Here is a 19,269-nt window from a genome sequence, read left to right on the forward strand (position 1 = left end):
CCGAGACTCCTGCCGGTGCCGCCGCGGAGGAGCGGCGGACGACAGGAGCAGGTGGGGGTCGGGCATGGATGCCACGCAGTCGGGAGAGTCGGGGGGCGTCGCGCGCGCCAAGGGGTGGGGGCTGCGCAGCCGCGTGCTGGGGGCGGTCCTCGTGGTCGCCGTGACCACGCTCGGGGTGGGGGGCTTCGGCATCACCCGGATGGCCACCCTCGACGACAAGGCCACCGAGGTCCACACCGACGGCGCCGAGCCGCTCGACGCCCTCCGCCAGCTGCAGGTCGACTGGTGGCAGATGGCGGCCAACACCGCACGCGCCAACATCCCGACCCTCCCCGCCGACAGCATCGCCCGGGCCGCGCAGAACCAGGCCGCGCTCGCCGAGGAGCTCGCCGCCGACACCGAGGTGGTCGCCGGCATGACGCTGCCGCCGGAGGCGCAGGCGGCGTTCGCCGAGTTCCAGGCGGCGGTCGGCACGTACCTCAGCACGCTGGCCGAGCTGCAGGCCGCCGGGACGGGCAACACCTCGCCGGCGCGGCTCGGGCAGCTCGTGCAGGCGCTCAACGAGAACGAGGAGATCATCCAGCAGTCGCTGGTGACGGCCACCGAGGCCGCCGCCGCCAACGCCGTCCGGGTGACCGAGGAGGCGCACGACGCCTACACCTCGGCCCGCACCGTGACCGTCGCGATCATCGTCGTCGGCCTGCTGGTGGCCGTGGGCCTGGCCCTGCTGGTGGCCCGCAGCGTGACGCTGCCGGTGCAGCGGATCCGCCAGGTGCTGGCCCAGGTGGCCGCCGGCGACCTGCGGGTGCGCGCCGGGCAGACCGGCGGCGGGGAGCTCGCCGAGGTCGCCGAGTCGCTGGACCACACCCTGGACGCGCTGGGCTCGGTGCTGCACCTGGTAGGCGACTCTGCGCAGAAGCTCGCCGACGCCTCCCGCCAGCTCGACACCGCCTCCGGCGCCATCGCCGACAACGCGCGGACGGCGGCCGGCCAGGCCGACGCCGTCGTCGCCTCCGCCGGGGACGTCGCCTCCAGCGTCGACACGGTCGCGGCCGGCTCGTCGCAGATGGAGTCCGCGATCCGCGAGATCGCCACGAACGCCACCCAGGCGGCGCGGGTCGCCGGCCAGGCGGTGACGGTCGCGGAGAACACCACCCGCACCGTGGGCAAGCTGGGCGACTCCTCGCAGGAGATCGCCACGGTCGTGAAGCTGATCAACGGCATCGCCGAGCAGACCAACCTGCTCGCGCTCAACGCCACGATCGAGGCCGCGCGCGCCGGTGAGGCGGGCAAGGGCTTCGCCGTCGTCGCCAGCGAGGTCAAGGAGCTGGCGCAGGAGACCGCGCGGGCCACCGAGGACATCTCGCGGCGGGTCGAGGCCATCCAGGCCGACACCGCCGGCGCGGTCGAGGCGATCGGTCAGATCAGCTCGGTCATCGGCGAGATCAACGACTTCCAGGCGACCATCGCCGCGGCGGTCGAGGAGCAGACGGCGACCACCAACGAGATGAACCGCAACGTCGCCGAGGCGGCCAACGGCAGCCAGCAGATCGCCAACGCGATCTCCGGTCTGGCCGCGGGGACGCAGGAGACCAACTCCCGCGTGGAGGACGCCCAGCGTGCGGCCGCCGAGCTGGCGCGGATGAGCGGGGACCTGCAGCAGGCGATCGGCCGCTTCGCGGTCTGAGCCCACCACGCGACGGCGCCGTCTCCCACGGGGGGAGACGGCGCCGTCTCGCGTTCCGGGGCTGGGATCAGGTGACCTGATCGTGGAGCGTCCTCCCTCGCGGTCTGCCGTGAGGGAGGACGCGCTGCGGTCAGGGAGGACGTCGTCGGGCGTCAGGCCACCGCGTCCGCGGTAGGACTGCCGGGCTCCGGTGTCCGGACGGCGCGGAAGCGCCGGGGGCCGGTCAGTGGGTGGGCCAGCAGGTCGCGGAGCCGCGCCGCCACGGGCTGAAAGCGGGGCAGGTCCTCCTGGGCGACCCGGACGACGCGGACGTCCAGGCCGCGGACGTGGTCCTCGCGACGCTTCTCGTCCCAGGCCACCTCGGCCGGTGTCCGCCCGCCCCACGGCTCGGTGTACTTGACCGCCCCGTCGAACTCGATCGCGACCGCCGCGTCCTCGTACCAGGCGTCCACCCGGCCCACGAAGCCCTGGGAGCCGTGCAGCTCGACCTGAAGCTCGGGTCGGGGGAGTCCCGCGGCGAGGAGGGCCTGGCGCCCGTACGACTCGAGGGGTGACTCCGCCCGACCGTCGGACAGGTCCAGGGCCCGGCCGGCGGCTCCGATGTTCACCCAGTGACTCTGCTGCAGAACCTCGGCCGACAGGTCGGCGCGGCAGGTCTTCCGCAGGAACATGGCCCGGTCCATGGCGGCGACCGCATCGGCGAGGGGCCATTCCCGGGCACAGTCCACGAGCGTGCGGGCCACCGTGGTCACCTGGAGCGCGCCGGCCTGGACGACGTCCTCAGGGGGAAGTGCAGCGGCCGCGATCCGGTAGCCCTTGCCGGTCCGCCACTGGTCCGGGTGGGTCAGGCGGACGACGTCGTCGACGCGGCGTGGCAGGACGAAATGGTGGTGGCGCGCCGCCGAGGAGTGGCTCAGCACGGGGCCGGGGCCCAGAGCGGTCAGGACCGCGGCGGCGACCAGGAGATGCCGTGCGCGGAGGTCCCCGGCCGCGGCGACCCACCGTGCCTGCGTCACGTAGATGCCCCGCCGCAGCCGATGCCAGGCCCCGGAGGCGACGGCGGCACGGATCTGGTCGGGGCGGTAGCCGGCCCCGCGGGCGTCCTCGACGGTGAAGACGCCACCGCGGGACCGCTCGGCGAACTCGAGTCCGGGGTGCATGCCGCGAGTCTCGGGACGGCGGCCGGCTCGGGGAACGGCTCGGCCACATCTGTGGACGAGGGGCGTCCTCGCTCAGCGCAGCGCGTCCTCCCTCAGCGCAGCGCGTCCTCCCTCACGGCAGACGGTGAGGGAGGACGCTCCACGATCAGGTCACCTGATCCCGGCCAGGCGGGCGTCACAGGTACTGGCCGCCGCCGGGGCGGAGGTCGGGCTGCTGCGGCGCGCCGGCGGCCGGCCCGCCGGGCAGCGCGCGGCGGCGCATCTCCTCCAGCTGCGCGCGGGCGGCCATCTGCTGGGCGAACAGCGCCGTCTGGATGCCGTGGAAGACGCCCTCCAGCCAGCCGACGAGCTGCGCCTGGGCGATCCGCAGCTCGGCGTCCGACGGCGTGGAGTCCTCGCTGAAGGGCAGGGTGATCCGCTCCAGCTCGTCGCGCAGCTCGGGGGCCAGGCCCTGCTCCAGCTCGCGGATGGACGACGCGTGGATGTCGCGCAGCCGCTGCCGGCTGGCGTCGTCCAGCGGCGCGGCGCGGACCTCCTCGAGCAGCTGCTTGATCATCGTGCCGATCCGCATGACCTTCGCCGGCTGCTCGACCATGTCACCGACGCTCGCGGCACCGTCCTGGCCGCCGTCCTCGGCGCCGGCGGGAGCGAGGGGCATCGCGCCGACCGGGCGACCGTCCGGCCCGACGACGACGACCTGCTGCGGACGATCACTGCCGTTCCCGGGGATGGTCATGCCTCCATCCTGCCCCGGCCGGGGCGCCCTCCGCCCGGCCGGTGCGGACTCCCGCGCACCGCCGTTGCGTCTAGGGTCGGTGTACATGGGATCGGGGGACGCGCGGCTGGACGTCGCCCGCGTCCGCGGTCAGTTCCCGGGGCTCTCCGACGGGCTCGTGCACACCGAGGGCGCGATGGGCACGCTCGTGCCGGAGAACGTCGTCCACGCGATCACGCAGGCCATGCGCGTGCCGGTGGCGCCTCGAGGCGGGGTGTTCCCGGCCTCGGCGCGGGCGGAGGGGCTGGTCGCCGGTGCCCGGGCGGCGCTGGCCGACCTGACCGGCGGGGTGGCCGCGGGCGTCGTCCTCGGGCCGAGCGCCACGGCGCTGACCTACGTCCTGGCCGGCGCGCTCGCCCGCACCTGGCGGCCGGGTGACGAGATCGTGGTGAGCCGGCTGGACCACGACGCGAACATCCGCCCCTGGGTCCAGATGGCCGAGCGGCGCGGCGTGCAGGTCCGGTGGGCGGAGGTGGACATCGAGACCGGTGAGCTGCCCGCCTGGCAGTACGACGAGCTGCTCACCCGCCGGACCCGGCTGGTCGCCGTCACCGCCGCCAGCAGCGCGATCGGCACCCGACCCGACGTGGCCGCGATCGCCGCCCGCGCGCACGCCGTCGGGGCGCTGGTCTTCGTCGACGCCGTCCACGCCGCGGCCCACCACCCGGTCGACCGGCTGGCGCTGGGCGCGGACTTCCTCACCGTCTCCGCCTACAAGTGGTGCGGGCCGCACGTCGGCGCGGTGGTGGCCGACCCCGAGCTCCTCGCCGGGCTGCGGCCGGACAAGCTGCTGCCCGCGCCGGACCGGGTACCCGACCGGTTCGAGGTGGGCGGGCAGCCCTTCCCGCTGTACGCCGGCGTCACGGCGGCCGTCGACCACCTCGCCGGGCTGTGCGGCGAGGCCTCGGGGAGCCGGCGCGAGCGGCTGCGCCGGTCGATGGCGGCCGTCGCCACCTACGAGGGCCAGCTGTTCGACTGGCTGGACCAGGCCCTGCGCGCGATGCGGCACGTCACGGTGCTCGGCTCGGCCGGCGACCCGACGCCGGTGCTGTCGTTCACCGTGGCCGGCATGCGCCCGCGGCAGGTCACCGCCGACCTGGCCCGCCGGGGGATCTGCGCCTGGGACGGCGACCGCTACGCCCGCGAGCTCTTCGACGCCATCGGCGCCACCGAGCACGGCGGGGCGGTCGGGCTCGGGCTGATGCACTACAACACGGCCGAGGAGGTCGGCTACGTGATCGACGCGGTCGCCGCGCTGCGGCCGCGCTGAGCCGCCTCGTCACCTCGCCGTCCCCGGACCGCGACGCACCGTCAGGAACCGCCGCGACGGCGACCCCCGGGACGCCTGCCGTGCACCCGGTGAACCACCGGTCGGCTCCTCCCGTGCTCCCTGGTGTCGCGCCCGCGCCGGGCGGGCCGTGCCGGAGGGAGTCCCCATGCGCAGGACGTCGGGTAGTGCGGTCCCCACGCCGGTCCCCGCGCCCGGGTGGTGACGGACCGTGGACGGCACTTCCAGCCGGCCGGCCGCCTCGCGACCGCTGCTGCTGCTCCTGAGGATCGCCGGTGCGGCGCTCCTCGTCGCCATGGCCTGGATCCACCTGGACCTGTGGGGCGACGGCTACCGCACCATCGAGTGGATCGGCCCGCTGTTCGTGGTCAACGTCGTCGCCGGTGCCGCCATGGCGCTGGCCGTGCTCCTGGCCCCGGAGCGCTGGCTGTCCGCGGTCGCCGCGCTCGGCGCGCTCCTGATGGCCGGGACCCTCGGGGCGCTGTTCCTGTCGGTCTGGGTCGGCCTGTTCGGCTTCCAGGAGTCCACCCGCGCCGAGCTGTTCTGGGAGACGGTGTGGGTGGAGGCCGGCGGCACCGTCGTCCTCGCGCTGCTGGCGGTCCTCGCCCTGCCGCGGCAGCGGGTGTCCCGCGGCGGACGGAGCCGGGCGGACCGGGTCCGCGTGCGCTGATGAGGGCGGGCGGCAGCGACACGCGGGAGCAGACCCTGCGCGCCCTGTGCGACGCGCACGCCTCCGCGCTGCTCGGGTACGCCCTGCGGCTGTGCGGCGGGGACCGCGCCTCCGCCGAGGACCTGGTGCAGGAGACGCTCGTCCGGGCCTGGCGTCACCTCGACCAGCTGGACGAGCACGCGGCGCCCGTCCGGCCGTGGCTGTTCACCGTCGCCCACCACCTGGCCATCGACGCGCACCGGGCCCGGCACGCACGGCCGCACGAGGTCGCCGACGACGACGCCGTGGCCGCGATGCCCAGCCTGGACGCGCTCGAGGGGGCCCTGGACCGCATCATCCTCGTGGACGCCCTGGACTCCCTCTCCCGCGACCACCGCGCCGTCCTGGTGGAGACGTACTACCGCGGACGGAGCGTCGAGGAGGCGGCCGCGGTCCTCGGCGTGCCGCCGGGAACCGTGAAGTCGCGGTGCTACTACGCGCTGCGGGCACTCAAGCTGGCGCTCGCCGAACGAGGGGTGACCACGTGACCGGCCCGCACGCGGGAACCGACCTGGGCGCCTACGTGCTCGGGGCGCTGCCGCCGGACGACCGGCGCCGCGTCGACGCGCACCTGGGCGGCTGCGCGGCGTGCCGGGCCGAGCTGGCCGAGTTCCAGGCGCTGACACCGCTCCTGTCCCGCCTCGACGAGGCCGACCTGTCCGGCCCGCAGGCGCTCCCGCCACCGGACCTGTACGAACGGGTCCGGGCAGCGGTGGACGAGCAGACCCGGCCCGCGCGCCTCCGGCGGCGCCGGCTGCTGATCGCAGCGGCGGCGCTCCTGCTCGTCGTCGCGTCCGCCGTCGTCTGGGTCGTGCTCGCGACGCGGCCGGCCGACGGGCCGGCGACGCACACCGCGGTGGCCGGCCCGGTGCGCATCAGCGTCGTCGCGACGGGGGAGCCCGGGGGCACCGACCTCGACGTCACCGTCGCCGGGCTGGCGAGCTACACGGAGTGCCGGCTGCTCGTGGTCGACCGGGACGGCGGCTGGCACCCGGCAGGCGAGTGGGCGGCCACCTACGACGGCGAGGGGTGGTTCCGCGGCTGGACGGACGTCGAGCGGGAGGCGCTGGCCGCGGTCGTGCTGCGCGACGGGAGCGGCGAGGAGCTGATCCGGGTACCGGTGTGACCGCTCAGTCTGCGGTCAGCAGCAGCACCTTCCCGACGTGCTCGCTGGCCTCCACCACCCGGTGGGCCTCGGGCGCGCGGGACATCGGCAGCCGGCGGTCCACGATCGGCCGGACGACACCCCGCTCGACGTCGGGCCACACGTCGTGCCGCACCGCCGCGACGATCTCGGCCTTGCCGCCCGGGCCGTCGGCCGGCCGGGACCGCAGCGTCGTCGCGTGCACGGCGGCGCGCTTGCGCATCAGCTTCCCGAGGTCGAGCTCGGCCCTGGTGCCGCCCTGCATGCCGATGCACACCAGCCGCCCGCCGGTGGCCAGCGCGTCGACGTTGCGGGCCAGGTACTTCGCGCCCATGTTGTCCAGGACGACGTCCACCCCGGCGCCGCCGGTCTCCTCGCGGACCCGCTCGACGAAGTCCTCGTCCCGGTAGTTGATGCCCACGTCCGCCCCGAGCTCGCGGCACACGTCGAGCTTCGCGGCGGTGCCCGCGGTGGTGAACACCCGGGCACCGGCCCGGGCGGCGAGCTGGACGGCCATCGTGCCGATGCCGCTGGAGCCGCCGTGGACGAGGAAGGTGTCGCCGCGGCGCAGGCCGGCCAGCATGAACACGTTCGACCAGACCGTGCACACGACCTCGGGCAGCGCGGCGGCGGTGGCCAGCTCCACGCCGGCCGGCCGCGGGAGGAGCTGTCCGGCGGGGACGGCGACCCGCTCGGCGTAGCCGCCGCCGGACAGCAGCGCGCACACCTCGTCGCCCACCCGCCAGCCGGTCACGCCCTCGCCGACCTCGCTGACGACGCCGCTGCACTCCAGCCCGAGCACCTCGGTGGCGCCGGGCGGGGGCGGGTAGAAGCCCTGCCGCTGCAGCAGGTCGGCGCGGTTCACCGCGGTGGCGACGACGTCGACCACCACCTCGCCGGGCCCGCACACCGGGTCGGGGACCTCGCCCCAGCCCATGACCTCGGGACCGCCGGATCCGTCCAGGGTGACCGCGCGCATGGCCCGACACTAGAAGGGCCCGTGCAAGGCGGGTGCAAGCCGGTCACCAGCGCCCCGGGCCACCGTCTGGGCCATGACGACGACGTTGACCGCCCGCCCCGCCGCCCCGCCGAACGTGGTGCTGGACCTGCCTGCGATCCGGCCCGCCTCCGGCGACGTCCGCCCCGCCGTCCCCCCGGCCGGCTCCGCCGCGCCGTCCGCGGCCGCGCTCTGCCCGATCGAGCTGCGCGCCCTGCGCTGCGGCGCCCGGGTGCTGGCCGACGCGCTCACCGGCATCGCGCTCGACGCACCGTGCGACCGGGAGCGGCAGCGCGCCGTCCGCGACCTGACCCGCCTCGTGCTCGGCGGCGTGCGCGCCGCGGCGGAGCGGCTCGCCGACGAGGACGTCGACGCCGCCGCCGTCCGCGTGCGGGAGGCGCTGCCGACCTTCCAGCACGACGTCAGCGCCGGGGCGCCGGCGCTGGCCATGGCGTGCGCCGTGCTCGCCGACCGGCTCGACGCGCGGGCGGCGGACGTCGCCGCGCACGAGCACGGGTGGCGGGCGTCGCCGCTGGTGTGCGAGCGCCGCGTCCGGGCCGCCGCCGGCCTGGCGGCGCGGTCGGTGGTGCCGTGGTTCCTGGACGCGGCGCGGCCGGAGGAGCGGATGACCCTGGTGCGCGACGGCTCCCGCCGGCTGCGCTGGGCCCTCCGGTCCGGCGAGGACCGGTACCTGCGCACGGTGGCGCTCGTCCGCGGCTGACGGCGGGTCGCGACCGGCAGCACCACGGGGGCTGCCGTGAGCCGGAGTCGTCCTGAGACGACGGAGGCCGGGAGCGCAGGAGACCTGCGCTCCCAGCCTCCGCGGCGTCAGGCGCGGGCCTTGAGGTCCTTGCGCAGGATCTTCCCGGCCGCCGACTTCGGCACCTGCTCGATGAACTCGACGAACCGGATCTTCTTGTGCGGGGCGACGCGCTCGCTCATGTAGGCCATGACGGCGTCCTCGGTGATGTCCGAGCCGGGTGCACGGACGACGAACGCCTTGGGCAGCTCCTCGCCGCTCTCCTCGTCCTTGACCCCGATCACGGCCGCGTCGGCGATCTCCGGGTGGCCGATGAGCACGGCCTCCAGCTCCGCCGGCGCCACCTGGTAGCCCTTGTACTTGATGAGCTCCTTGACGCGGTCGACGACCGTGTACCGGCCGGCCTCGTCGACGACGGCGACGTCCCCGGTGTGCAGCCAGCCCTCGTCGTCGAGGGTGTTGCGGGTCGCCTCCTCGTTGTTGAGGTAGCCCTTCATCACCTGCGGCCCGCGCACCCACAGCTCGCCGCTCTCGCCGGGGGCGGCGTCCTGGCCGGTGCCGGGGTCGATGAGCCTGCACTCGGTGTTGGGCACCGCGTAGCCGACCGAGCCCTTCGGCACCTCGCTGGTGACGCCCGGGGGCTCCTGCCCGAGGTCCGGGGTGGTGTGCGAGACCGGGGAGAGCTCGGTCATCCCGTAGCCCTGCGCCACGGTGACGCCGTCCGGGTTCCCCTTGCGCAGCCGCTCCTGCGCGGCGTTGGCCAGGCCCTCGTCCAGCGGCGCCGCGCCGGACAGGATCGACGTCAGCGACGACAGGTCGTACTGGTCGACCAGCGGGTGCTTGGCCAGGGCCAGCAGGATCGGGGGCGCCACGAAGGCCCGGGTGATCTTGTGGTCCTGGATGGTGCGGAGGAAGTCCTCCAGGTCGAAGCGCGGCAGCGTCACGACCGCGCCGCCCCAGGCCAGCCCCTGGTTCATCAGCACGGTCAGCCCGTAGATGTGGAAGAACGGCAGGACGGCGATGATCCGCTCGTCCTCGCCCAGCGCGATCAGCGGCCGGCACTGGGCCACGTTCGCCACCAGGTTGCGGTGGGTCAGCATGACGCCCTTGGGCAGGCCGGTCGTCCCGCTGGAGTACGGGAGCGCGACCAGGTCGTTCGCCGGGTCGATGTCCACCTGCACCGACGGCGCCTCGCCGCCGAGCAGGTCGAGCATGCCGGCGTGGCCCTCCATGCCGTCGAGGACGATCACCTCGTCGACCGGGGACTTCTCCACGGCCGCGCCGGCGCGGTCCATGAACAGCGAGATGGTGATGAGGACCTTCGCGCCCGAGTCCTTGAGCTGGAAGGCGATCTCCTCGGGCGTGTACAGCGAGTTGATCGGCGACATGACGCACCCGGCCGCGGCGATGCCGTGGAAGACCACCGGGAACCAGGGCGTGTTCGGGCAGAAGACGGCGACGACGTCGCCCTTCCGCAGGCCGCGCGCGTGCAGGTTCGCCGCGACGCGGTCGACGTAGGCGGCGAGCTGACCGTGCGTGATGGTGTCGCCCTTGAGCCCGTCGATCAGGGCGGGGGCGTCGGGCCGCTCGCGGCCGGCCGCCAGGACGAACTGCGGCACGGACAGGTCCGGGATCTCGACGTCGGGATACGGGCTCCGCAGGGCCACGTGGCCTCCTCTTCTGTGCTGATGTGGCGCCAGTCTCACACTCCCCGACGATCAACGGCACGCCGGGGTTTCACGCGGTTCCCGTCAGCGGGGCCAGAGGACCGACTGCGTGCAGCGGAACAGCGCCAGGGTCCGGTCACCGGCGGTGACGACGGCGTCCCACACCTGCGTCGTCCGCCCGGCGTGCGCGTTGGTCGCCACGCAGCTGATCCGGCCCTCCCGGGCGGTGCCCAGGTGGTTGCTCTTCAGCTCGATGGTGGTGAAGCCGGTCGACCCCTCGGGCAGCAGCGCGCGGGTGGGCAGCCCGCAGCTGGTGTCGGCGAGCGTGACGACGGTGCCGGCGTGCAGGTAGCCGTTGGGGGCCAGCAGCTCGGGGCGGACGTCGAGGTGGCTGGTCAGCCGGCCGCGCTCGTGGGTGTCGACCACGATGCCGAGCAGGCCCGGGAGGGTGCCCGGCAGGAGGTCGTTGAGCTCGTCGGCGGTGAGGAACCCGGTGGCGGCCATGCCCGGCAACCTAACGACGGGCCGGTGCGGGCATCAGGCGAGGCCGCGCACCGTGCGGACGGGCGGACGGTCGCCGCGGATGGAGGCGACCATGTCGAGCGTCTGCCGGGTCGGCGCGACGTCGTGGGCGCGGAAGACCCGGGCGCCGAGCCAGGCGCTCACGGCGGTGGTGGCCAGGGTGCCGGTCAGCCGCTGGTCCAGGACGACGTCGAGGGTCTCGCCGACGAAGTCCTTGTTCGACAGCGCCACGAGCACCGGCCAGCCGGTGCCGACCAGCTCGTCGAGGCGGCGGGTGGCCTCGAGCGAGTGCCGGGTGTTCTTGCCGAAGTCGTGCCCGGGGTCGACGAGCACCCGGTCGCGGTCGACGCCGGCGGCGACGGCGGCCTCGGCCAGCGCCGTCGTCCGCGTCACGATGTCGGCGACGACGTCGTCGTAGGCGACCCGGTGCGGGCGGGTGCGCGGCGGCAGCCCGCCGGCGTGCGTGCAGACGATCCCCGCGCCGGCCTCGGCGGCGACGACGGCCAGCTCGGGGTCGACCCCGCCCCAGGCGTCGTTCACCACGTCGGCGCCGGCGGCCAGCACCTCGCGGGCGACCTCGGCGCGCCAGGTGTCGATCGAGATGGGCAGCGTCGGGTGCGCGGCGCGGATGGCGGCCACCAGGTCGACGGTCCGGCGGATCTCCTCCGCGGCGTCCACCTCCTCGCCGGGCGCGGCCTTGACCCCGCCGACGTCCACCATGTCCGCCCCCTCGGCGACCACCTGGTCCACCCGCTCGACGGCCTTGGCCAGCTCGTAGGTGGCCCCGCGGTCGTAGAACGAGTCGGGGGTGCGGTTGACGATCGCCATGACGACCAGGTGGCCGTCGGGCACGTCGAGCGCGCCGATGCGCAGCAACCCGTCCCTCCCTCGCCGGAGCCGGTGTGGTGGAGTTCGCCAACGTAGTCGAGTCGGAGGGACAGGACAGATGGCGCAGACGGTTGTCGAGGGCATCGAGGGCGTGCAGGGCCTCGTCGGCCAGCACATGGGCTACAGCGACTGGGTGACGATCACCCAGGAGCAGGTGAACCAGTTCGCCGAGGCGACCGGTGACCACCAGTGGATCCACGTCGACCCCGAGCGTGCCAAGGCCGAGAGCCCCTTCGGCGGGCCGATCGCGCACGGGTACCTGACGCTGTCCCTGGTCCCGAGCCTGCTGCCGCAGATCGTGGACATGCAGGGCTTCCGGATGGGCGTCAACTACGGCACCGAGAAGGTGCGCTTCCCCTCGCCGGTGCCGGTCGGCGCCCGGGTGCGGGCGGGCGCGACCCTGGCCGCGGCCACGCCCTTCGACGGCGGCGTCCAGGTGAACATCGACGTCACGATCGAGATCGAGGGCGGCACCAAGCCGGCGATGGTCGCCACCGTCGTCTACCGCCGCTACCTCTGACGAAGGACCCCGCTGCCCCCCACTCCTCGCGAGCTCGGCGCGGGCCCCTGCACCGGGGCCGGGGGGCAGCGGTGGTCACATCAGCGCCTGGTGCACCAGTGAGCGCAGGTAGGGGCGGATCGGCAGCGTGCTCGAGGGCAGCAGCTGCGTGTAGAAGGTGACCGTCAGGTCCTCGACCGGGTCCACGTAGAACGTGGTGGAGGCCGCCCCGCCCCAGCTGTACTCGCCGGGGCTGGCGACCACGCCGTAGCGGACCGGGTCGATCACCATGGAGAAGCCGAGGCCGAAGCCGACCCCGCGCAGCGGCGTCTCGGCGTACAGCGGCCGGCCGAAGGTCTCCAGGTCCTGGCCGCCGGGCAGGTGGTTGCGGACCATGTGGGCGAGCGTCCGCGCCGCCAGCACCCGTCCGCCGTCGTACGCGCCGCCGCGGCGCAGGCACTCGACGAAGCGCAGGTAGTCGCCCGCGGTCGAGACGAGCCCGCCGCCGCCGGAGAGGAACGCGGGCTTGCGGTGCGCGGCCGCGCCGGCCGCCTCGAGCAGGGCGAACGTCGTCTCCGGCCCCTCGGGGACGCCGGGGACGGCGCCGTAGAGCGCCGCCAGCGAGTCGGGGTCGTCGCCCTCGCGCAGCCCGAACGACGTCTCGGTCATGCCCAGCCGGCCGAACACCCGCTCGGCGAACACCTCGTCCAGCGGCTTGCCGGCCCAGATCTCGACCAGCCGGCCGAGGACGTCGGTGGAGACGCCGTAGTTCCACTCGCTGCCCGGCTGGAAGACCAGGGGGAGGGCCGCCCACTGCCGGCAGACCTCGGCGGAGTCCGCGCCGGGCGGCGTGCCGAAGCCGTGCTCGGCGGCCCGGTACATGGCGTCGACGGGGTGGGCCTCGTGGAAGCCGTAGGTGAGCCCCGAGGTGTGGGTGAGCAGGTGCCACACGCGGATCGGCTCGACCTGCGGGGCGGTGACCGGCCTGGTCGCCGAGCCGGCCACGTAGACGCGGGTCTCGGCGAACTCGGGCAGCCACCGGCTGATCGGGTCGGTGAGCTGGAAGGCGCCCTCCTCGTACAGCGCCATCGCCGCGACCGAGGTGACCGGCTTGGTCATCGAGTAGATGCGCCAGCGGGTGTCGTCGGTGACCGGCAGGCCGCGCTCGACGTCCCGCTGCCCGTACCGGCCCACGTGCACCAGCCGCCCGGAGCGCGCGACGGTGACGAGGAAGCCGGGCATGCGGCCCTCGTCGACGAAGCGGGCCAGCCGGCGGTCGAGGCGGGCCAGCCGTGCGGCGTCGACCCCGACCTCGGCGGGGTCGGTGTCGACCCTGAGTTCCGTCACGCCGTCTCCCCTCGCACGTCGTCGTCCTCCCTCACTGCAGCGCGTCCTCCCTCACCGCGCACGGTGAGGGAGGACGCAGCACGACCAGGTGACCTGATCGGAGCAGAGCGGCGCGGCTCAGACCGGGACGTTGCTCGCGGCCTTCTTGAGGTTCGAGCCGGCGGTCACCTTGACGGTGTTGGCGGCCGGGATCTCGATCGACTCGCCGGTCTGCGGGTTGCGGCCGGTGCGGGCCGACCGCTGGGTGCGCTCGACGGTCAGCAGGCCGGAGACGGCGACCTTCTCGCCACGGGTGATGGCGTCGACCAGCTCCTCCTGGAGCCCGGCGAGCACGGAGTCGACGGTCGAGGACGGGACGTCGGCGCGCTTGGCGATGGCGGAGACGAGTTCGGCCTTGTTCACGGGGGTCCTCTCGAGTGGGTGTGGCCGGCACCGGTGGTCGGCCCTGTCGGTACGGACGGTTCCGTCTCCTCGCCGGACGAGCCGGGAGTGGCGGACCGGGGGCGCACGTTGCCACGTTCGCCCGGGATCACGCCACTGTGGGGGTCTCGCTGCCCCGCAGGTCACAGCCGTCCCAGGGCGGTGACCGGCCCCGCGACCTACGGTGGGGAGGTGCCCCAGGTGCCCCGGACCGACCTCGTCGTCAGCGATCTGTGCCTCGGGGCCAACGTCTTCGGGTGGACGGCGGACGAGCCCACGTCGCACGCGCTGCTCGACCGCTTCGTCGACGCCGTGCCGAGCACGCAGCAGCCGATGGTCGACACCGCGGAGATGTACGGCGACGGGCGGTCCGAGCAGATCCTCGGCGCCTGGCTGGCCGCCGGTGGGCGCCGCGACCGGGTCGTCGTCGCCACCAAGGCCTCGCCCGGCCGCAAGGTGCGCCCGCTGTCGGCCGCCGAGATCCGCGCCGCCGCCGAGCGCTCGCTGAGCAACCTGCGCACCGACCGGATCGACGTCTACTACGCGCACTACGACGACGACGGCACGCCGCTGGAGGAGACGTTGCAGGCCTTCGACGACCTGGTGCAGGCCGGCAAGGTCCGCCACGCGGCGGCGTCCAACTACTCCGCCGCCCGGCTCACCGAGGCGCTGGGCACCGCCGAGCGGCTCGGCGTGGCCGGCTACGTGGCGCTGCAGCCGCACTACAACCTGGTGGAGCGGGCGGTCTACGAGGACGACCTGCGCGACGTCGTCGCCGGCGCGGACCTCGGCTGCTTCCCCTACTTCGGGCTGGCCAAGGGCTTCCTCACCGGGAAGTACCGCGCGGGGGAGCGCGTCGACTCGCCGCGCGCGAAGGGGGCGGCCGCCTACGTCGGCGAGCGCGGCGACCGGGTGCTGGAGGCGCTCGGCCAGGTGGCTGGCGCGCACGGGGTCCCGCAGGCCGCGGTGGCGCTGCGCTGGCTGGCCGACCGGCCGACCGTCACCGCGCCGATCGCGAGCGGCCGGTCGGTCGAGCAGCTGGCCGACCTGCTGCCGATGCTCGACCTCGTGCTCACCGACGACGAGCGCACGCTGCTGACCGACGCCTCGTCCTGAGCGGAGTGCGCGAGCGCAGGTCTCCTGCGCTCCGGCACTCCGCCTCAGGCGGCGTCGCGGATGTGGGCGCGGACGGGGCCGTCGCTGTCGGTGCCGGGCTCGGCCATGCCGTGCGCCTCGACGGCGTGCCGGCGGGTCTGCGCGAGGATGCCGCCCTCGTCGGGGGCGCTGAACGTGGCGCCGCAGCCGGGGATGATGTCGCCGCAGGCGAAGGTCTTCACGGGGTTCCTCCGGGACGGGGGTGGGACGGCGGCCCGTGGCCGGGGGCGGGCTCTGGGTGCGTCACGGCCGGGCGACGGCGGCGGCCAGGTCGTCGACGCGCAGCAGGCCGACCACCGCCCCGCTGGTGTCGGTGCAGACGACGGGGTCGAAGCGCTGGCCGGGCGCCCGGGTGAGGGCCCGCTGCAGGGTCTGGCGGACGTCGGCGTCGGGCGGCACCCGCAGGGAGACCGGCGCGGTGTAGCCCTCGCCGGTGCGCGGGTCGGCCAGCCGCAGTGCACGGGGCTCCCCGTCGTCGGAGACCAGGACGGCGGGCGGGACGGCGCGCGCCGCCTCGCCGGGGGACACCTGGCGCACGGGGCGGACCAGGCCGGCCACGGAGTCGGTGAGCCGGGCGCGGGCGGCGTGCGCGCGGACCAGGCGCGCCACCTCGGGCGCCAGCGGCCGGAACTCCGGCGCCGGGCGGCCCAGCAGCCAGCCCTGGGCCAGCGGCGTGCCCAGCCGGGCGAACGCGGCCAGTTCCGCCTGGGTCTCGATGCCCTCGGCCAGCAGCCAGGCGTCGATGCGGCCGGCGAAGTCGCCGACCATCTCGGCCAGGGCCAGCCGTGCCGGGTCGCCGTCCACGTCGCTGACGAGGGACCGGTCGAGCTTCACCAGCTGCGGGCGCACCGTCGTCAGCACCTGCAGCCCCGAGTAGCCGCTGCCGGCGTCGTCGAGCGCGATCAGCGCACCGCGCGCCCGCAGCACCTCCACCTGGCGGCGCAGCGCGGGGACGTCGTCGACGACTGCGTGCTCGGTGAGCTCCACGACCACCCGCCGCAGGTCCGGGACGGAGTGCAGCGCCGCCCGGACCACCGGCGAGTCCAGCAGGTGCGGGCTGACGTTGACGGTGAGGAACGTGTCGGGCGGCAGGTCGGCGCGGGCGGCCAGCGCCTTGTGCAGGGCCAGCGCCTCCAACTCCGCGCCCACGCCGGCGTCGTGGGCCGCGGCGAACCAGACCTCGGGTGAGGCGGTGCCGGGGAACCGCGAGAGCGCCTCGTAGCCGGCCACACGCGCGGCCGCGAGGTCGACGATCGGCTGGAACACCAGCGTCAGGTCGTCGGGGTCGGCCAGCAGGGGACGGCAGTCGGGCAGCGCGGTGCTGCGGGTGCGGGTCGCCGTCATGCGGGTCACATCGGACCGTGCGGCTCCCCGGTTGACGGGAGCCCCGGCCAGGCCACCCCACCGGGGGAGGCGAGGCGCGCGTCGGACGACTCCGTTCCGCGACGGCGTGTCAGCATGGTGCGACTCGTGGCCGGGGGGCGGCCGCGGTGGGCGCACCGAGGAGGAGCCGTGGCCGGCCCCGTGTCCCTCACCGCGCCCGACCCGCTGGCCGACCCGCACCGGATCGCGGCCGCCCGCCGGCTGTTCGTCGAGGTCCCCGGGCCCGCGGCCTTCGACCGGCTCTCCGGCCTCGCCGCCCGGCTGCTCGGCGCCGGCCAGGCCAAGGTCACCCTCTACACCGACCGGGAGACCGTCGTCGGGGGCCACGGCCTGCCGCCCGGCGTCGTCGGCGGGCGGGCGCTGCTCACCGGCCCGCTGTCCGCGCTCGCCATCCGCGCCGGGCAGCCGCTCGTCGTCACCGACGCCGCCGCCGACCCCCGGGTGGCCGATCTCCCCGCCGTCGCCTCCGGCCAGGTCGCCGCCTACCTCGGGGCGCCGCTGCTGTCGGCCTCCGGGCTCGTGGTCGGCGTCCTGGCCGTCTACGACGCCAGGCCGCGTCGCTGGACCGACGACGACGCCGCGCTGCTGCAGCAGCTGGCCGCCTCGGTCGTCGCCGAGCTCGAGCTCTCCGCGGCCCGGTCGGCGATCGGTTCCACGGCCGCCCGGCTCGACGTCGCCCTGGAGGCCAGCGGCATCGGCATCTGGGAGCGCGACCTGCGCACCGGCACCGTGTCCTGGGACGAGCGGTGCGCGGCGATCTTCGGCCAGGACGCGGCCCTCGCCGACGCCGACGTGGAGGAGGTGCTGCGCTCGAGCGTGCACCCCGACGACCTGGCCGCCGTCCGGGAGGCCATGGAGCGGGCCGACGCCGGCACCGGCGAGTACTCGCTGGAGTCGCGGGTGGTCCGCGCCGACGGGTCGGTGCGCTGGACGGTCTCCCGGGGCCGGCTGGTGCGCGACGTCCGCGGCGCGCGGGTGCGCATGGTCGGCACCATCCTCGACGTCACCGAGGCACGCGCGGAGGCCGAACGGCGGATGGCCGCCGTCCAGCGCGCGGGGGCGATCGCCGAGGTGGCGGCCCAGATGGCGAACGCGACCGCCGTCCCCCAGCTGGCCGAGATCGCGCTGCGGGGCGCGGCCGTGCTCGGCGCGTCGGCCAGCGGGCTGACCGTCCGCGAGCCCGACGGCAGCCTGCGGCTGCACCTCACCCGGCGGCTGGCCGACACCGTCGCCGACGTGACCGACGTGGAGCTGCCCCCCGAGGGCGTCGTCCTCCCCTCGGGCCGGGACCTGCCCACCGGCCACGCCGCCGAGACCGGTGAGCGGCTGCTGTTCGCCGACCGGGCCGCGGCCGAGGCCCGCTTCCCGAGGCTGGCCGAGATCAACGACGTGCTGGGCACCCAGGCCCTGGCGGCGCTGCCGCTGCGCGTGGAGGGCCGGCTGCTGGGCAGCTACGCGGTCGTCTGGGACACCGAGCACGGCTTCGCCGGCGAGGACGTCGACCTGCTGGAGGCCCTGGCGGCGCAGATCGCGCTCAGCGTCTCGCGGCTGCGGGCCGACGCCGAGCGGGACGCGGCCAACCGGCGGCTCCAGCTGCTGGCCGACGTCGGGCGGGTCCTCTCCGGCGACGTCGACATCTCCCGGCAGGTCGCCCAGCTGGCCGAGCTGGTCGTGCCGACGCTGGGCGACTGGTGCTGGCTCGTGGTCACCGACGACCAGGGCCGGATGGAGGAGCTGGCCTCGGCGCACCGGGACCCGGCCCGGGCCGCGGAGCTGGCCGACTACGTGCACGCCATGGTGGCGGTGATGAGCGACGAGGCCACCGCGCGCGTGGTCACCCGGACCGGCCGGCCGCTGGTCCTGCCGCACATCGACGCCGCCCGGATCCACCGCGCCCTGCCCGACCCGGCGACCCGCGAGGCGCTGGAGCGGCTGGACATGGAGGGCGGCGCGGTGGTGCCGCTGGTCGCCCGCGGGCGCACGATCGGTGCGCTCGGCCTGTTCAACGGCCCCGAGCGCGGCCCGCACGGCGCGGCGGAGGTGGAGGCGGCCGTGGAGGTGGGCCGCCGGGCGGGTCTGGCGCTGCACTCGGCGCGGCTGTTCGCCCAGCAGCGCGACCTCGCCGACGCCCTGCAGCACAGCATGCTCACCGCCCCGCCCGAGGTGGCCGGCTGCCGGATCGTCGTGCGGTACGTGCCCGCGGCGGCCGGCGCGGAGATCGGCGGCGACTGGTACGACGCCTTCCTCCAGGAGGACGGGACGACGGTGCTGGCCATCGGCGACGTCGTCGGCCACGACCGGCACGCCGCGGCGGCGATGGGCCAGGTGCGCGGGCTGCTGCGCGGCATCAGCCACTCCAGCGGGGCCTCCCCGGCCGAGGTGCTGACCCGGCTGGACCGCGCGATGGCCGGCCTCGCGCCCGAGGTCATGGCGACGGCGATCGTGGCCCGGCTCGAGCGTCCCGCCGACCTCCCGCCGGGCGCGGTGCAGCTGCGGTGGTCCGACGCCGGTCACCCGCCGCCGCTGGTCGTGGGCCCGGACGGCGAGGTCCGCGTGCTCGAGCTGCCCGGCGAGCTGCTGCTGGGCGTCGAGCCGGCGACGGCCCGCACGGACCGGTGCGTCGTCCTCCATGCCGGCAGCACGGTGCTGCTGCACACCGACGGCCTCGTCGAGCGCCGCGACCGCGACCTCGACACCGGCACCGCGGAACTGGTCGGGGTGCTGCGCGAGTCGGCCGGGCTCCCGCTGGACGAGCTGTGCGACCGGGTGCTGCAGCGGTTGTTCCTGCCCGACGCCGAGGACGACGTCGCCCTGCTGGCCCTCCGGCTGTCCTGAGGCCCCGCGCCGATCTGCGCACTCGTCGCATCA

General features: G+C 75.5%; 19 protein-coding genes. 9 read left to right on the forward strand and 10 right to left on the reverse strand.

Going from position 1 to position 19,269, the window contains the following annotated elements; genetic code table 11:
* Nucleotides 1-64 precede the first annotated feature (64 nt).
* The gene (locus tag ACI8AX_RS11475) at nucleotides 65-1,687 is read left to right on the forward strand and encodes a methyl-accepting chemotaxis protein (RefSeq protein ID WP_456549939.1); all 1,623 of its coding nucleotides are present in this window, start codon (nucleotides 65-67) and stop codon (nucleotides 1,685-1,687) included.
* 152 nt (nucleotides 1,688-1,839) lie between these two features.
* On the opposite strand, the gene ACI8AX_RS11480 is transcribed toward ACI8AX_RS11475, so the two are convergent.
* Both ACI8AX_RS11480 and ACI8AX_RS11485 read right to left on the reverse strand, forming a co-directional pair.
* The gene (locus tag ACI8AX_RS11480; RefSeq protein ID WP_456549940.1) at nucleotides 1,840-2,847 is read right to left on the reverse strand and encodes a type IV toxin-antitoxin system AbiEi family antitoxin domain-containing protein; all 1,008 of its coding nucleotides are present in this window, start codon (nucleotides 2,845-2,847) and stop codon (nucleotides 1,840-1,842) included.
* A 175-nt stretch (nucleotides 2,848-3,022) separates the two neighbouring features.
* Nucleotides 3,023-3,583 (reverse strand): bacterial proteasome activator family protein, encoded by a 561-nt coding sequence (locus ACI8AX_RS11485; protein WP_456549941.1) that lies wholly within the window; start codon nucleotides 3,581-3,583, stop codon nucleotides 3,023-3,025.
* Between the two features lie 85 nt (nucleotides 3,584-3,668).
* Here ACI8AX_RS11485 and ACI8AX_RS11490 point away from each other — a divergent pair, with 85 nt between their 5' ends.
* From ACI8AX_RS11490 to ACI8AX_RS11505, 4 genes are all read left to right on the forward strand, one after another.
* Nucleotides 3,669-4,892: a cysteine desulfurase-like protein gene (locus tag ACI8AX_RS11490; RefSeq protein WP_456549942.1), complete on the forward strand. Its 1,224-nt coding sequence runs from the start codon at nucleotides 3,669-3,671 to the stop codon at nucleotides 4,890-4,892.
* 229 nt (nucleotides 4,893-5,121) lie between these two features.
* Entirely contained in the window at nucleotides 5,122-5,580 is a 459-nt protein-coding gene (locus ACI8AX_RS11495) for a hypothetical protein (protein ID WP_456549943.1), read from the forward strand.
* Nucleotides 5,580-6,107 (forward strand): sigma-70 family RNA polymerase sigma factor, encoded by a 528-nt coding sequence (locus ACI8AX_RS11500; RefSeq protein WP_456549944.1) that lies wholly within the window; start codon nucleotides 5,580-5,582, stop codon nucleotides 6,105-6,107. Before ACI8AX_RS11495 ends, ACI8AX_RS11500 begins: the two co-directional genes overlap by 1 nt.
* Nucleotides 6,104-6,745, forward strand: a complete 642-nt coding sequence (locus tag ACI8AX_RS11505; protein WP_456549945.1) for an anti-sigma factor family protein — start codon at nucleotides 6,104-6,106, stop codon at nucleotides 6,743-6,745. Before ACI8AX_RS11500 ends, ACI8AX_RS11505 begins: the two co-directional genes overlap by 4 nt.
* A 4-nt stretch (nucleotides 6,746-6,749) precedes the next feature.
* Here the strand turns inward: ACI8AX_RS11505 and ACI8AX_RS11510 are convergent, their stop codons facing one another.
* A complete protein-coding gene (locus ACI8AX_RS11510) occupies nucleotides 6,750-7,742 on the reverse strand; it encodes an NAD(P)H-quinone oxidoreductase (protein WP_456549946.1) in 993 nt (330 codons plus the stop codon).
* Nucleotides 7,743-7,815: 73 nt separating this feature from the next.
* Between ACI8AX_RS11510 and ACI8AX_RS11515 the strand changes: the two genes are divergently transcribed.
* Complete coding sequence (locus tag ACI8AX_RS11515; protein ID WP_456549947.1) at nucleotides 7,816-8,481, forward strand: hypothetical protein; 666 nt, start codon at nucleotides 7,816-7,818, stop codon at nucleotides 8,479-8,481.
* A 107-nt stretch (nucleotides 8,482-8,588) separates the two neighbouring features.
* On the opposite strand, the gene ACI8AX_RS11520 is transcribed toward ACI8AX_RS11515, so the two are convergent.
* The 3 genes from ACI8AX_RS11520 to folP form a co-directional block, all read right to left on the reverse strand.
* Nucleotides 8,589-10,187 (reverse strand): 4-coumarate--CoA ligase family protein, encoded by a 1,599-nt coding sequence (locus tag ACI8AX_RS11520; RefSeq protein ID WP_456549948.1) that lies wholly within the window; start codon nucleotides 10,185-10,187, stop codon nucleotides 8,589-8,591.
* A gap of 84 nt (nucleotides 10,188-10,271) precedes the next feature.
* Complete coding sequence (locus ACI8AX_RS11525; protein ID WP_456549949.1) at nucleotides 10,272-10,691, reverse strand: PaaI family thioesterase; 420 nt, start codon at nucleotides 10,689-10,691, stop codon at nucleotides 10,272-10,274.
* A 33-nt stretch (nucleotides 10,692-10,724) separates the two neighbouring features.
* On the reverse strand, nucleotides 10,725-11,585 hold the full coding sequence (gene folP / locus ACI8AX_RS11530; RefSeq protein ID WP_456549950.1) for a dihydropteroate synthase: 861 nt from the start codon (nucleotides 11,583-11,585) through the stop codon (nucleotides 10,725-10,727).
* Nucleotides 11,586-11,655: 70 nt separating this feature from the next.
* Between folP and ACI8AX_RS11535 the strand changes: the two genes are divergently transcribed.
* Complete coding sequence (locus ACI8AX_RS11535; protein WP_456549951.1) at nucleotides 11,656-12,117, forward strand: MaoC family dehydratase; 462 nt, start codon at nucleotides 11,656-11,658, stop codon at nucleotides 12,115-12,117.
* Nucleotides 12,118-12,192: 75 nt separating this feature from the next.
* On the opposite strand, the gene ACI8AX_RS11540 is transcribed toward ACI8AX_RS11535, so the two are convergent.
* Entirely contained in the window at nucleotides 12,193-13,443 is a 1,251-nt protein-coding gene (locus ACI8AX_RS11540) for a serine hydrolase domain-containing protein (RefSeq protein WP_456549952.1), read from the reverse strand.
* Nucleotides 13,444-13,560: 117 nt separating this feature from the next.
* The gene (locus ACI8AX_RS11545; RefSeq protein ID WP_456546071.1) at nucleotides 13,561-13,845 is read right to left on the reverse strand and encodes an HU family DNA-binding protein; all 285 of its coding nucleotides are present in this window, start codon (nucleotides 13,843-13,845) and stop codon (nucleotides 13,561-13,563) included.
* Nucleotides 13,846-14,055: 210 nt separating this feature from the next.
* On the opposite strand from ACI8AX_RS11545, the gene ACI8AX_RS11550 reads away from it, so the two are divergent.
* The gene (locus ACI8AX_RS11550; protein ID WP_456549953.1) at nucleotides 14,056-14,979 is read left to right on the forward strand and encodes an aldo/keto reductase; all 924 of its coding nucleotides are present in this window, start codon (nucleotides 14,056-14,058) and stop codon (nucleotides 14,977-14,979) included.
* Nucleotides 14,980-15,023: 44 nt separating this feature from the next.
* Here the strand turns inward: ACI8AX_RS11550 and ACI8AX_RS11555 are convergent, their stop codons facing one another.
* Complete coding sequence (locus ACI8AX_RS11555; RefSeq protein ID WP_456549954.1) at nucleotides 15,024-15,200, reverse strand: DUF1059 domain-containing protein; 177 nt, start codon at nucleotides 15,198-15,200, stop codon at nucleotides 15,024-15,026.
* A 61-nt stretch (nucleotides 15,201-15,261) separates the two neighbouring features.
* Nucleotides 15,262-16,362, reverse strand: coding sequence for an EAL domain-containing protein (locus ACI8AX_RS11560; RefSeq protein ID WP_456549955.1), 1,101 nt, complete (start codon nucleotides 16,360-16,362; stop codon nucleotides 15,262-15,264).
* 168 nt (nucleotides 16,363-16,530) lie between these two features.
* Between ACI8AX_RS11560 and ACI8AX_RS11565 the strand changes: the two genes are divergently transcribed.
* A complete protein-coding gene (locus tag ACI8AX_RS11565) occupies nucleotides 16,531-19,236 on the forward strand; it encodes a SpoIIE family protein phosphatase (protein WP_456549956.1) in 2,706 nt (901 codons plus the stop codon).
* The last annotated feature ends 33 nt before the right edge of the window (nucleotides 19,237-19,269 follow it).

The organism is Blastococcus sp. SYSU D00813, assembly GCF_054050735.1.